13 protein-coding genes are annotated in these 13,064 nt (G+C 70.9%); 7 read left to right on the plus strand and 6 right to left on the minus strand.

Annotation, left to right across the window (positions count from 1 at the left end):
• Positions 1–194: 194 nt before the first annotated feature.
• The 5 genes from FHX71_RS15330 to FHX71_RS15350 all read left to right on the plus strand — a co-directional run bounded on the left by FHX71_RS15330 (position 195) and on the right by FHX71_RS15350 (position 5,558).
• A complete protein-coding gene (locus FHX71_RS15330; RefSeq protein ID WP_182617764.1) occupies positions 195–380 on the plus strand; it encodes a hypothetical protein in 186 nt (61 codons plus the stop codon).
• A 147-nt stretch (positions 381–527) separates the two neighbouring features.
• A complete protein-coding gene (locus FHX71_RS15335) occupies positions 528–908 on the plus strand; it encodes a hypothetical protein (RefSeq protein WP_182617766.1) in 381 nt (126 codons plus the stop codon).
• A 168-nt stretch (positions 909–1,076) separates the two neighbouring features.
• Complete coding sequence (locus FHX71_RS15340) at positions 1,077–3,854, plus strand: cation-translocating P-type ATPase (RefSeq protein ID WP_182617768.1); 2,778 nt, start codon at positions 1,077–1,079, stop codon at positions 3,852–3,854.
• 207 nt (positions 3,855–4,061) lie between these two features.
• Positions 4,062–5,081 carry a DUF7878 domain-containing protein gene (locus FHX71_RS15345; RefSeq protein ID WP_182617770.1) on the plus strand — a complete coding sequence of 340 codons (1,020 nt, stop codon included), beginning with the start codon at positions 4,062–4,064 and terminating at the stop codon, positions 5,079–5,081.
• Positions 5,082–5,123: 42 nt separating this feature from the next.
• On the plus strand, positions 5,124–5,558 hold the full coding sequence (locus tag FHX71_RS15350) for a hypothetical protein (RefSeq protein ID WP_182617772.1): 435 nt from the start codon (positions 5,124–5,126) through the stop codon (positions 5,556–5,558).
• Between the two features lie 16 nt (positions 5,559–5,574).
• Here the strand turns inward: FHX71_RS15350 and FHX71_RS15355 are convergent, their stop codons facing one another.
• The gene (locus FHX71_RS15355; RefSeq protein WP_182617774.1) at positions 5,575–6,624 is read right to left on the minus strand and encodes a carbohydrate kinase family protein; all 1,050 of its coding nucleotides are present in this window, start codon (positions 6,622–6,624) and stop codon (positions 5,575–5,577) included.
• Here FHX71_RS15355 and FHX71_RS15360 point away from each other — a divergent pair.
• Together FHX71_RS15360 and FHX71_RS15365 are read left to right on the plus strand one after the other, a co-directional pair.
• A complete protein-coding gene (locus FHX71_RS15360) occupies positions 6,618–6,917 on the plus strand; it encodes a hypothetical protein (protein ID WP_182617776.1) in 300 nt (99 codons plus the stop codon). The genes FHX71_RS15355 and FHX71_RS15360 overlap by 7 nt on opposite strands.
• Positions 6,914–7,471, plus strand: coding sequence for a hypothetical protein (locus FHX71_RS15365; RefSeq protein WP_220489695.1), 558 nt, complete (start codon positions 6,914–6,916; stop codon positions 7,469–7,471). The genes FHX71_RS15360 and FHX71_RS15365 overlap by 4 nt, the downstream gene beginning before the upstream one ends.
• A gap of 87 nt (positions 7,472–7,558) precedes the next feature.
• Here FHX71_RS15365 and FHX71_RS15370 read toward each other — a convergent pair whose 3' ends face one another.
• The 5 genes from FHX71_RS15370 to FHX71_RS15390 form a co-directional block, all read right to left on the minus strand.
• On the minus strand, positions 7,559–8,767 hold the full coding sequence (locus FHX71_RS15370; protein ID WP_182617778.1) for a vWA domain-containing protein: 1,209 nt from the start codon (positions 8,765–8,767) through the stop codon (positions 7,559–7,561).
• Between the two features lie 5 nt (positions 8,768–8,772).
• The gene (locus tag FHX71_RS15375; RefSeq protein ID WP_182617780.1) at positions 8,773–9,960 is read right to left on the minus strand and encodes an AAA family ATPase; all 1,188 of its coding nucleotides are present in this window, start codon (positions 9,958–9,960) and stop codon (positions 8,773–8,775) included.
• Positions 9,961–10,048: 88 nt separating this feature from the next.
• Entirely contained in the window at positions 10,049–11,539 is a 1,491-nt protein-coding gene (locus FHX71_RS15380; RefSeq protein WP_182617782.1) for a hypothetical protein, read from the minus strand.
• Positions 11,540–11,606: 67 nt separating this feature from the next.
• Entirely contained in the window at positions 11,607–12,149 is a 543-nt protein-coding gene (locus FHX71_RS15385) for a hypothetical protein (protein WP_182617784.1), read from the minus strand.
• On the minus strand, positions 12,146–12,916 hold the full coding sequence (locus tag FHX71_RS15390; RefSeq protein ID WP_182617786.1) for a hypothetical protein: 771 nt from the start codon (positions 12,914–12,916) through the stop codon (positions 12,146–12,148). The genes FHX71_RS15385 and FHX71_RS15390 overlap by 4 nt, the downstream gene beginning before the upstream one ends.
• Positions 12,917–13,064: the final 148 nt, after the last annotated feature.

A 13,064-nucleotide genomic window follows, 5' to 3' on the forward strand; every position in this document is an offset into this window, starting at 1 on the left:
CAGTCGGTCCCTCGTGACCTGCTGAGATGCCCCGGAACGGCGGCTGACCTGCACTTCGTCTCGCGACGTCGTGCAGGTCGGCCGCCGTTTCTCGTGCTCGGGTGTAGTAGATCAAGGGCCCGCCGACCCAGTGGCCGGCGTAGTTCACCCCGGCCCCGGAGTGCCGAATCAGGGCGGCGTGGCATCGTCGAAACATGAGCATCGACGAGGCAATGAGCAGCTTCAAGTCAGCGGAGGACTGGGCCGGCCAGGCATACGGCCGCCTCTCCGGACTGACCGGGCCCGACGAGACGACGACGCAAGCGCTGGCCGATCTGGCGCGCAGCATCGGCGCGCTGGCCAAGGGCCTGCGGCAGACGACCACCGAACCGCCGCCGTGATCCGACGCGGCTGACCCGGCCGACGGGCGGCGTCGGGCACAGCAGTTGCTGCCACGAGGGGCCTCCTGCTGGCAGGAACCGCTGTGGTCAACTGGTAGCGGTTGCTGTGGTCACAGCCAGTTCGGCCGACGTCGTTATCGTTCGGGAGTGGACAACTCGACGGTGCCGGATGCCCGGGACCTGACACAGCACGAGCGCGCGATCCTCGACCTGCTGCTCAGCGGCGACTTCCCCGGCGCGGCAGACTTACGTGCTCAGGCGGAACACGTCCAGGTCGTCGCGACGTGCGGCTGCGGGTGCGGGTCCTACGACGTCGCCGTCACCGAACCCGGTGTCGCGCGCGCCGACCTGCCGAACGGTCCGATCCTCCAGGAGCTGTCGGTCATCGACGCGGACGGCACGTTCTACGGCTCGGTCATCATGCTTGCCCACGGCGGCCTCCTGTCCTACCTCGACTACCACACCTGGGACGACAGGACCCTGACCGGGCTACCGCCGATCGAGCACCTCTCGGTTCTCCGGCGCTGAGCAAGCGAACGCGTCCCCGGCCCGGTGTACATCCCGTCGGGCGGCGCAGCCAGGCACGGTCGCCCGTTTCGGGGGAGGCCGCACCGGCCGCCGTCGGCCATCGTGGGGCGTGCGGACGAGGCGTCGCCTGGCTGGGGGTGCGCCCGAGAGAGCGCGCTGGAGGCGACGATGTCGCGGACCATCGGCCGGATCTCGGTGGACCCGGCGTCCACGCACGCCATCGAGGTCGCCAACCGGCTCCACGTCGACGTGGTCGAGGGGCTCGGTGTCGCCGAGGCGGGTCGTCGGCTGGAGATGTACGGGCCGAACCGGCTCGCCGCCGCGAAGAAGGAGTCGGCGCTCCAGGCGTTCGGTCGGCAGTACCGCGACTTCATGCAGATCGTCCTGCTGGTCGCCGCCGTCGTGAACCTCCTGGTCACCCGCGACATCGGCACCTCGCTGGTGCTGGCGGGCCTGACCTTGTTCAACGCCGTCATCGGCCTGCGGCAGGAGGCCAAGGCGGAGCAGAGCGTCGCAGCGCTGGCCCAGATGATGAAGACGGTCGCGCGCGTGCGGCGTGACGGCCAGGCCGTCGAGGTCGATGCCGGGGAGCTGGTGCCGGGCGACGTCGTCCTCGTCGAGGCCGGGAACCGCGTGCCCGCGGACGGCCGGATCACGCTGGCCGCGACCCTGGAGATCGAGGAGGCCGCGCTCACCGGGGAGAGCCTGCCGGTGAGCAAGTCGACCGACCCGGTGCCCGGCGACGACGTCCCGCTCGGCGACCGGACCTGCATGGCGTACATGAACACCTCGGTCACCCGGGGCCGTGGCGAGCTGGTCGTCACCGCGACGGGCATGAACACCGAGATCGGTCACATCGCGAACCTGCTGGCCAGCACGGAGACCGACAAGACGCCGCTGCAGAAGCAGCTCGACGGCCTGTCCCGGATCATCGCGTCGATCGCCGCCGTCGCGCTGGTCTTCGTGGTGGTGCTCGGGCTGATCCGAGGCGAGTCGTTCGACACGCTGTTCATCACCGGCGTGGCGCTGGCCGTGGCCGCCATCCCGACCGGGCTGCCCGCCGTCGTCACCGCGCTGCTCTCCATGGGCACCCGCGAGATCGCGCGCCGCAACGCGATCGTCAAGCGGCTGCCCGCCGTGGAGACGCTCGGCTCGACGTCGGCGATCTGCTCGGACAAGACCGGCACCCTGACCCTGAACAAGATGACTGCCCGGGAGCTGGCGATCCCCGGCCAGAACGTCTTCACCGTGACGGGCGAGGGATACGGCACCGTCGGCGAGATCAGGCACGTCGGCGGCTCGCGCATCGACCTCGACCCGTACCTCCTGCCGATGGTGCTTTGCGCGGACGCGGTGCTCGACGGCGAGAGCCTGATCGGCGACCCGACCGAGGGCGCCCTGATCGTGCTCGGCGCCAAGGGCGGCCTGGACATCGCCGAGACGCGGCGGGACTTCCCGCGCCTCGCGGAGGTGCCCTTCGACTCCGAGTACAAATTCATGGCCACCTTCCACGACATGACCGACGACGACGGACGCCCCGTGGTGCGCTGCTACGTGAAGGGCGCCCCCGACGTGCTGATCGCGCGCGGCGCCGCCTACCGGTCGCCCGACGGCGTCGTCGTGCCGATCACCGACCAGAACCGCAGCCTGGCGCTGGACGCGAACAACCGGATGGCCAACTCCGGCGAACGGGTCATGGTCGTGGCGCAGCGCGACGTCGACCCGACGGTCTTCGACGCCGCACGATCAGGTCCCAGAAACCTGATCTCCCTGGTCAGCGAGCTCACGCTGCTGGCGATGGTGGGCATCGTGGACCCGCCGCGCCCCGAGGCCAGGACGGCGATCGCCGAGTGCCGCTCGGCCGGGATCAGGGTCCGGATGATCACGGGCGACCACGCCACCACCGCCGCCGCGATCGCCCGGGAGCTCGGAATCGAGGGTCGGGCGCTGACCGGCAGCGAGTTCGCCGCGATGACCGACGACGAGCTGCTGGCCCAGCTCGACGGCATCGGCGTGATCGCCCGGGTGGCGCCCGAGGACAAGATCCGGCTGGTGCAGCTGCTCAAACGCTCGGGCAACGTGGTCTCGATGACGGGCGACGGCGTGAACGACGCGCCCGCCCTGAAGGCCGCGGACATCGGCGTCGCGATGGGTATCACCGGCACCGAGGTCTCCAAGGAGGCCGCGGTGATGATCCTGACCGACGACAACTTCGCGACGATCGTCAACGCCGTCTCCTACGGCCGCAGCCTCTACGACAACCTCGTGAAGTACCTCCGCTTCCAGATGTCCACGCTCGTCGCGTACATCGCGATCTTCCTGCTCGCGGGCATCCTGAACATCGCGGCGGGCACTCCCCTGAACCCGCTGCAGATCCTCTGGCTCAACATGGTCGTCGACATCCCGATCGCGATCGCGCTCGGCTTCGACCAGGCCACCAAGGGCCTGATGGACCGGCCCCCGCGCCCGGTCGGGGCGCCGGTCCTGTCCCGGACGGCCTGGATCCGGCTCTGTGTCCAGGGCGCCGTGATGACCGCCGGGGCGCTCGTGGCGTACCAGCTCGGCCTCGGCCTGAGCGGCCCGATCGTCGCGGCGACGATGCTGCTCACCACGCTGTCGCTGTTCCACGTGATCGCGGGCCTGCTCTCGCGGGACCAGACCGGCACGATCTTCGACCGCGACGCGCTGCCCGGCGTCGCCCAGCTGCGGCGCTACGGGCTGGCGCTGCTGGCGATCGTCACGATCACGACGATCGACCTGCTGGAGCAGGTCTTCGGCACCACGGACCTCGACGGGCAGCAGTGGGGCCTGTGCATCGCGCTGGCGCTGAGCCTGCTGGTGGTCGAGGAGATCATCAAGGTGTTCCTGCGCCGGCGGGAGGGTCGGGGCGGGGTGGCGCGGGTGGTGGCGGCGGCTCCCCCATCGGGGGTGGCGCCGACGGCATAGCCGGGAGCCTGGTAGTGACCATGCAGTTGCTGCCAGGACCGGGCAGATCCTGGCAGCAGCTGCATGCCCTGTTTACGGCGTCGTCCTGCACCGTCTGCCTCGCCCCTCCTTCATGTACCCGCGCAGCCCGGCTCCGGCACCCGACCACGGCCCTGGATCAGGTGCTCCGGTCTGAGATGATCCGGGGCGAGCGGCTCCCGCTGCCTCATGACGAAGGGACTGGTGGTGATGGTGCAGGTCCCCGACGAGCCGACGGCGTTGTTGCGCTTCGGTACCGTGGGCGCGCCCGACCTGCCACGTCGTATCGAACTCCTGCGAGCCAGGAACGGGCTGACAGCGTTCACCGGCGCAGAGGTTCTGCTCGACGTAGAGGCTGACTTCTCGGTTCGTGAAGGCGCGGCCGTCGTCTTCGCCGAGCGAGCGTTCCCCGTGGCGGAACTGGCACGAGCGCTCGAGCTGTGGGCCCCGGAGTCCGACGAGCCGCGCCACGACTTCTCGTTCGACTCCATGTCCTACGACGTCCCCGGAGCCGTGCGGATCGTCGACACCGGAAGCGGGTGGACGATCGGGTCCCGGTATGCGCGGACCACCACGGTGCCGCGGCCATGGCCGGTGGTGCACACGGAGGTCCGGGCATTCGTCGAGATGGTCAAGCTGGCGACAGCCGTCGCAGTCCGGGAGGCCACCGGCTCGATGATCACCGCGATCCTGGCCATGAGCCGCGCCTTCGACATGTCCCTGGCCGACGCCAAGGCCTTCGTAGTGGACGCCGTCCGGGGGATCGGTCCGGTGGACCAGCGGCTTCATGACATCGTTGAGAACGATGGCAGGACGGGAGTGCTGGGGATGCGGGTGACCGTCGTGGCGACCGGAGAGGGCACGACGTCGGACGTGGTGGTGGACGGTCCAGCCGGACGGCTGCACGGGTCGTGGGTCGGGCCGCGGCCCCAGGTCGGAGCCACGGTCGACATCGAGGTCGAGACAGACCGCCAGTGCGAGTGGGGCGACGTCGTGCTCGGGGCGACCTCGGAGCCACGCGCCGACAGCGACCACCGTTCATGGCTGCGGGGACTGGCCGAAAGGCTCGATCCGGACGGCATCCTCGTCCTCCGGTCCGGACCCGCGGTCACGATGGTCGAGATGACTGGTTTCCCGCCCGCGAGCGTGATCGGAAGTCTCGTGGCGATCCCGGTCGACGGGGCCCGATTCTTCCCCACCGGGGTCTGAGGCGGATATGAGTCCTTCCGACGCCACGCACGGTCAGTCGCTATGACCGAGCCGTCGTTCGTCGTCGGCGAATACCGCTTGCGGCACATGCACCACAAGCTGTTCCACTACGCCCACGTCGTGGTGGCCGCTCAACCCGCCACGACGAACGCCGTCTCCGCCGGGACGGCGCCCTTCGCCTGGCGTCTCGACTCATACGGGGCGTTCGCGTACGCCCTTGACACCGATAGCGACTTGGTCGAAGAGGCGGTCGATGGCGCTGTGCGGGCGCTCGACGCGCTCCCCGGTGGTTCCGCGTTCTTCGCCGTCGTGACGTCGATCCAGACGTCGAACGTGGACACATTCCCGGGCGACGTCCGGTATGCCGCAGGCCACGCCCTGTGGAGGGCGGTGGGCCACCCGCGTACGGACGCACGGGAGGTCAGAGACGGTGGACTCGTCTTCCCGGACGAAGCGCTCGGTGTCGCGGTCGGCTGACGAGGAGGCGGTCCGGCTACGCAGGTAGGCCTTCCACATGAGCGTCGACGACGTCCAGCAGCTGACGCAGGAAGGCGTCGAGATCGGCCGCGACCTCACGGACGCCTCCGGCGCCCACGGTCGGAACCGCCTCACGGTCCTCCGTCGGCGGAACGTACAGCACGTGGCCGCCGTCAACCGCCAGTGCGAAGTAGCCACCGACGCCGTCCGAACCGAATGTCACGACGTCCGCGTGAGCACCGTCAGCGACGACCCGCTCCGGATGTCCCCGCTCGCTCGCCTCGTTGAGCCATGCGGCCGGGTGGATCACGTAGCCGTCGTCGACGGAGACGATTGAGACCCCGTCGACGGCCTCATACAGAGCCACGAGAGAGTCCGGAGTCCCCGGCGGAAGTACCGCCTTGCGCTCCATCGAGGCTGCTCTGACGAAGCTGACGCCCGGTGTCTCTTCTTCTTCGTGCTCGCGTGACCGTACCTCAAGAAGGCGCAGCGATGCAGCCATCGAGTCCCGCCACCAGTCGAGGTCGAGCCGCGGACGGTATCCGGCCACCACCTCGTCGGGCTCGCCGACGAGGTCGGCGTACTGGTCGATGTCCAGGGTCGCACCGGCGCGCGCGAGCCAGGCCAGTGCCTCAGTCGTGAGAAAGAAGCCTCGGGCTCCGTGCGGGTCCCGCCCGTCCATGTCCTGCACGACAACGAGCCGTACCGCGTCGCCGAGATCCGCGCGTGAACGCAGACGGTCAGCGAGGTCGCCCGGGAGCGCCTCGATGGCACGGGTGATCCCGTCCACTCCCGCGTGCCGGGAGGCACGCCACCACAGACGATGAGTCCACTTGGACCAGTCGAACGGTCTGGGCGGCGGAACCTTCACATGTGCCGGAATTCGGCGTGGCCGACGGGGTAGATCCCCGATCGAGTGAGAGTCGCCCGACGACGGGCCGAGTGCCACGGACAGCTCGCTCAGACTGGCCGTCGACGACCCGACGAGGAGGTACGCACGCCACATGGGCGCGAGTATTCCAGTGTCGGCCGGGCCGGCCGGAAAGGTAGCGTCCAGCTGTGCCACGACGGAGGACTCCTCAGGAGAAGAAGCAGCTCAGCCTGCTCAACGACCGCCGCAACAACTACGGCGAGAACTCGAAGGCGTCGCGGAAGAACATCCCGCGGAACAAGGCGTTCGTGAACCGCGCGAACCGGCACGCGGACCGGCAGGCCCTGGTCATCGCCCTCGGGTCTCACGACGCGGAGCAGGGCGAACGGGCTGACCTGACGGTGCGTGGTCGGAGACGGAGGGTGTGGCGCAAGTGGCCTGACATCAGCCTCGGCCAGGTGCTCGCCGGGCGCTCGGAGCACGAATGACCTCTCCAGGCTCCACAGGCTCCGGCGAGTCATCGTCCTGGGACGGACTCTTCGGGATCGGGGACTACTGGCCGGTGTGCCAGCGCGGGATCGAGGCGGTCGCCTCGACGCACGGCGCGCGCCTGACCGCACTGCTCGGCCGGACGCTCAAGCACGCGTGGGTGCTGTGGGACGTCCAGGCTGGCTCGTGGTTCGCCGACGCCCCGGTGGTGTTCGACTTCGGGGACGAACAGCTGGAGGTCCAGCACCACAAGCTCGACGAGCTCTCGATCACCTGGGGCACGATCGACGCCCTGGCTCCGGTGACCTGGCCGGAGAGCGAACTCGTCTGGCGAGATGACGCGATTCCGGACCTGCGACGCCTGCATGGTCAGCGGGTCGCCGCCGGTGAGCTCCTCGAGTGGCTCGGACCTGACCTGGCGAACGGCATGGTCGCCGTGGGTATCACGTTCGAGCACGGTCAGGTTCTCGTCTACACCGCTCTCGACGAGAACGGACTCGGCTTCGGGAGACCCGGCCCCGAGTACCGTTCCTGGTCCCGCGGCCACCACTGACCATGCCGTTGCTGCCAGGACTGGCCTCATCCTGGCAGCAACTGCATGCCCGATACGCGGCGTTGGCACCGCCGCCGGGCCCGAGGATCAGCCGATGCGCACCACCCGGGCCCACGACGGCGGTACCGGCGGGACGTACGGGCTCTCCTCGTGCCACCGGCTCGGCCGGGAGAACAGCCCGATCACCGTCCGGCACGGCGGAGGCGCGGACGGCCACGCCGTCTGGCCGTCGGTCAGGACGACGAGCGTGTCCGGCTTCGGGGACCTGCGGAGGGCCACAGTGATTCCGGTCGTCAGGTCCGTGCCCCCGCCACCAACCAGCGGGATGCCCTCCGCCTGGCAGATGCGCCCTGCTGTGTGCACAGCCGCGTCGCACGACAGCACGGTCACCAGGTCGCGTCGCCCGCCCAACGCCTTCAGGATCGCGGAGACCTCGAGGAGCGCGCTGCCGAGCTCGTCGTCGCTGACCGATCCGGAGGTGTCGATGACCACGCTGACCTGCGGGGGCCTGCGCCGCAGGCTGGGCAGGATCACCCCGGGCAGCGACGCGCTCCTGCGGCCTGGGCGCCCGTAGGTGTGGCTGTCGCCGACCCCGCTGCTGGTCACCGCCGAGCGGATGGCAGCGCCCAGCAGGTCGCGCCAGGGCTGCGGCGGATGGACGACGTCGTTGGCCCAGCGCCGCCAGCCGTCAGGCGCGTCGCCGGGCGCGCCGACGATCCCGCGCGCGACCCGGAACCTGACCGACTGACGCTCCGACTCGGTCAGGCCGTGGGAGCCGCCCTCCCCCAGGTCCCAGGCCCGGTCGCGCCCGTCGGCACCGCTGCCGCAGTCGTGCCAGGCGTACGGGTCGGTCAGGGGTCCGGGGCTGATGTCGCCAACGTACTCCTCCAGCAGGAGGCCGGGCCTCAGGTGCAGCGCGGCCGGCGTCACGGCCCCGGCCGGCAGGGGCAGGTCGGCGTCGAAGCCGTCGTCGTTGATCTCGCAGTCGGCCGCGAGGTTGATCCGGAACCGCCGGCTCCGCGCCTCGGCTCCGGTGCGCACCCCGACGATGCGGTTGCCCCGCATGTGATGGTCCCGCAGCAGGTGGGAGACCTCGTGCACCCAGACGGCAGCGAGCTCGTCCAGCGGCGTCCGGTCCACGAACAGGGGCGAGACGTAGCAGCGCCAGCTCCGGTCCACCGCCATGGTCGGCACGGTCCGGGTCGGCACCACCTCCAGGGCGAACAGCGCGGTCGCGAGGTATGGACGCAGGTGGCAGGCCCTGAGCCGGGCCGCGTAGAGCTTCTCGGTGTCCATGGTCGTCACGCCCCCGCGGGCAGCAGTCCGGCCTGCTTGCCCAGCGGCACCGCGACGGCAAGCCGTCCGATCGCGGCGGGCACGGCCCAGTCCGGCCGACGGAGCGTGGAGAGCGTCATGACGGGCGTCACCAGCAGGTCGGGCGCCCCCGTCTCCAGCGCGCGCACGAGCACCTCCCACGCCGCGGCCCACCGGTCCTCGTCCGGCCGCTTCTTCACCGCGAGCACGACGGCGTCCAGGACGGCCAGCCGCAGGTCCCCGCGCTCGGGCAGGACCGCCGAGGCTGGATCGGCGAGGAGGGTCTCGGGATCGGGCAGGTCAAGCCGGTCGATCGCGGCGAGCAGCTCGAAGCCCGGCCCGTCCCCCACGGCACCCTTGACCAGCAGCGAGAGCACGTCGCGGTCCGCTCCTGCCGCCGTGGCGAAGGCGATGAGCCGCAATGCCGTCTCCCAGCTGCGCGGTGAGGGCCACGCGCCGCCACGGCGAGTCTCGCTGGTCGGGAGCTGGTGCATCAGCGCCGGGCGCGCCTCCAGAAAGGTACACACCGCCCGCCGGGCGAACGCCACGGCGTCGGGAAGCCGCTCCGCGTCCAGCCGCGGCAGGACGGCGCTCGGCCAGGTACCGCCCAGGCCCCGTACGACGACGTCGGGATCGTGCCGCCACGGCAGGTGGACGAACCGGTTGGCCAGCGGGGCGCTGAGCTCCCACCCGTCGGCGGCGGACCCGCGCGGGTTGGCCGCGGCGACGATGCGGACGCCGTCGGGCAGCCGGAGGGCGCCGACCTGGCGTTCCAGGACGACACGCAGCAGGGCGGCCTGGACCGCCGGCGGCGCGGTGGACAGCTCGTCGAGGAAAAGCAGGCCCCGGCCGGCATCCGCCAGCTGGACCGCCCAGTCCGGCGGGGCCATGGGCACGCCGAGGCGCGCCGGATCGTCGCCGACGACGGGCAGGCCGTTGAAGTCGGACGGCTCGTGCACGCTCGCGATGACGGTGGTCAGGGGCAACCCCAGCGAGTCGGCGAGCTGCGTGATCGCGGAGGTCTTGCCGACGCCCGGCTCGCCCCACAGGAGCACGGGGACGTCGGCTGTCACGGCCAGTGTGAGCCCGGTGAGCTGGGCGTCGGGGCGTGGCTCGGTCGTCGAGCCGGTCAGCAGGGTCAGGAGGTCGGATGCGACGGAGAGCTGAGAAGTCATGGGTCACCTGTGAGTGGTAGAGGTCCGGCCGGCGCTGGAGAGGCCAGGGCCGGAAGGGTCAGGGCAGGAGAGGTCCGGGCAGGAGATGTCAGTAGGTCGCCACGAGGAAGCGGCGGGCATGCCAGTCACGCCGACCGCGTGGGACGGCGACGAGAGATGCGCGGAAGGCCAGATCGGACCGGATTCCCCGGCCTGCCGGAATCTCGGGATCGGCGTCGAGCAGAGCCGGCAGGAGTCCCGCCCGGTACGCGCCGTACGCGACCCGTCCTTCCGCCACTGCGGTCAGCTCGTCCTGAAGGTCGCCGGCCCTGAGCACGGCCTCGGGACCGAGCAGGTCCTCGACCGCGGCCAGGGCGGAGCCGACGTCGCCGTGGTCGAGACGTGCCCGGACGTCCGCGAGCGCCGTCGGGGCGCGATGCAGCTGGTCGATGACGTGGAGGCACGGCAGGGGTGTCCCGCCCAGCTGGGCGAGCAGCTCCTCGTGCCCGATCTCGTCCGGGGCGTGGTCGAGGGCGGTGAGAACGCCGTCGACGACCGTGAGCCGGTGTGTCTCGCCGCGGCATTCGACCTGTCGTATGCCCGGAGCGGGGGCGACACTGTTTCGCCGGGTGCTGCCGGGTGCCAGCGCGTCGGCGACCAGCGGGTGCAGGTCGCCGGGCGTGACCAGGCCTGCCCGGAGGAGCAGGGCGTCGGGCGGCACCCAGGTCGCGGCGTCGGGGAGCACTGCGGTCCCGGGGGACGGTGGGCGTCCGTGCCTCGGCGCACGCGCCGTGCCGGTCCAGGAGACGCCGGTCGGGGACGTGCCGGGTCGGGACGGGACGTCGAACAGGGCCGCCAGGTCGCGCGACGTCGGGGCCTGCGGGACGCCGTCGGCGTGGACGCGAAGCACCAGACGCCGCCTGCCGAGCCGGACGGTGATGCCGCCCCGGGGTACGCCGTCCGATGCCACGAGAAGGGCGGCTTCTGCCGGCCACCTGGTCACCGCCCAGTCGTCCGGGACGCCGCTCAGCGGCACCGGGGCGAGCGGCACAGAAGCGTCCGAGACGGAGGCGCCCGACGCCGGACCCGCACGTTCGACCAGCTCAGCGCTGCGCCGGGCATCCCAGAGGTGTCGGTGCAGGTCGAGCCGGAACCGGCGGTCCGGGTGCGGCGTGGCCCGGTCGGCGACGTCCCACCAGGCCAGGATCATCCGTTGCGGTCCGGACGCCCAGGCGGGTGGCGTGCGGACGACGAGGTGCCCCGCCCCGCCGTCGGGCAGGGGGTACCGGGCGAGCGTGCTGGTGGTGTCAGGCCGCAGCAGACCGCCGGGCATCACCCGTGGCATGTGCCAGCGCAGCAGGTCGGGCACGAGCTGGCGCAGGTCCGCCCGGACGGCCGCGACAAGTTCGGTGCCGTACGCACGACGGAGGCGACGCAGGTCCACGTCGACGTCCACGCGTGCGGCCGCGCACGCGCCTGCCCAGTCACCCACCAGGCGGCGGGCTGTCGCGGTCTCGATCATCGGCGGCGGGGCGGCGTACTCACGTACCCGCTGCCAGGAAAGGAGCCGGAGGTTCTCGGTCGACCTCGATGAGTGCATCAGCACTCACCTTCGGTGTACCGGACCCCCAATCTGGCGATCGTGAAGGTCATCATCGGGAGGGAGGCTAGCAGGCCGGATGCTCGGCGGGTAGCTTCCGGAGGCGCATCCTTTCCCGAGCCATGTGCCTGATCTTCCGGGAAGCGCCGTGCTCGGCGAGGTCCCGAAGGACGACGTCGTCGGAGATCCGCTCGATCAGGCGTCGCTGGCACCACGGTGAGAGAGCCGCGGTTTCGCCGGAAAGGGTGCGCGGCCGCGTCTCGAGCTCACGAATGAGGGCCCACTCTCGTCTCCGCCGCTCGGCGAACTCGCGGTCCTCACCGGCGAGCAGGCCGACCCATCGCTCGCCCTCGACGTCGTCCACGTACTTGAGCACCTCTGTCACCACGGGGCGTTGGAGCTGCTCGCCCTCGCCGACGACCTCGAGGAGCAAGGCGCGAAGACTCGCCTCCGGTGCCGCCTTCCAGTAGACGAACCATCTGGCGTGCTCGTCCTCGACGTCGACGCCGTGCTCGCCGACCGCCCCCGCGATGTCGGTGAACACGGCTGCGCCGCGCGGCGTCAGCCCGGCCCTGGTCTGGGCCTGCGCGTCTCCCTGCGAGGAGGTCATGACGTCGCCCCGCGCGTCCAGTCGATGGTCTCCAGGTCGGGATGCCGTCGCACCGCATCGATCGTCTGCCTGGTCCCCCAGATGCCGGTCGAGGTGATGTCCCAGTCTGTCAGGACGAACCACGACCGGTCAGCCGGCCAAAGGTTCGACGGCGTCGCGTCGAGCGTGTCCGTGAGCTCACGGAGCGCGCCGAGCGGCCCGGTGAAGGCCGTGGGTTGCTCGTAGTCGTTCGCCGGAACCTCTCCGTAGAACGCGGTGATCGGCGCGTCCTGAGCCCCTCCCGTGATCGTCGCGAGGACGTCGACCAGTGCCATCAGGCTCGCTTCGTCCATGGAACCCTCCGGGGGCGCGGCAATCGACGCGGACCAGGACGCGCCCGTTCGGAGGGCCAGGTCGTTGGGCGGGTAACTTCTCTCGGCCAGCTGCTCGGCCATCGACGGACCGAAGCGCTCTCGCCAGCGCAATCGGCTCCACTCCGGACCCGGGCGCTCGACGAAACCGAGGGGTGTGCCCGTATCCATCGTCGAAGCGGTGAGGTCGATCCCACTGACCACGTCCGGCTGCGCGAGCCCCCGCCCTACGAGGTCCTTCTCGACGTCGTCGTGCGTGCCGAGCCCCGCGAGCGCCTCGTTCTGGTACATCGCATGGAGGATCCACGTCGAGTCGGCGTATCCGGGCGGCGCCCAGTAGCCCGTGAGCGCATCCTCCAGCCCGTCGAGCCAGGCGACCGAGGCTCGCGGATCTGTGGCACGCACCCAGTTCTTCACGGGCGTGAGTGTGACACGTGGTCGACGGCCGAGGCCCGACATTTGGGACCATGCAGTTGCTGCCAGGACCGGGCTCATCCTGGCAGCAACTGCATGGTCCGATATGCGCCGCCGACGCCGCGCACCAGCCCCGCGCCGCCCGTACCAC

Origin of the sequence: Promicromonospora sukumoe (assembly GCF_014137995.1) — a bacterium.
Taxonomy (GTDB): domain Bacteria; phylum Actinomycetota; class Actinomycetes; order Actinomycetales; family Cellulomonadaceae; genus Promicromonospora; species Promicromonospora sukumoe.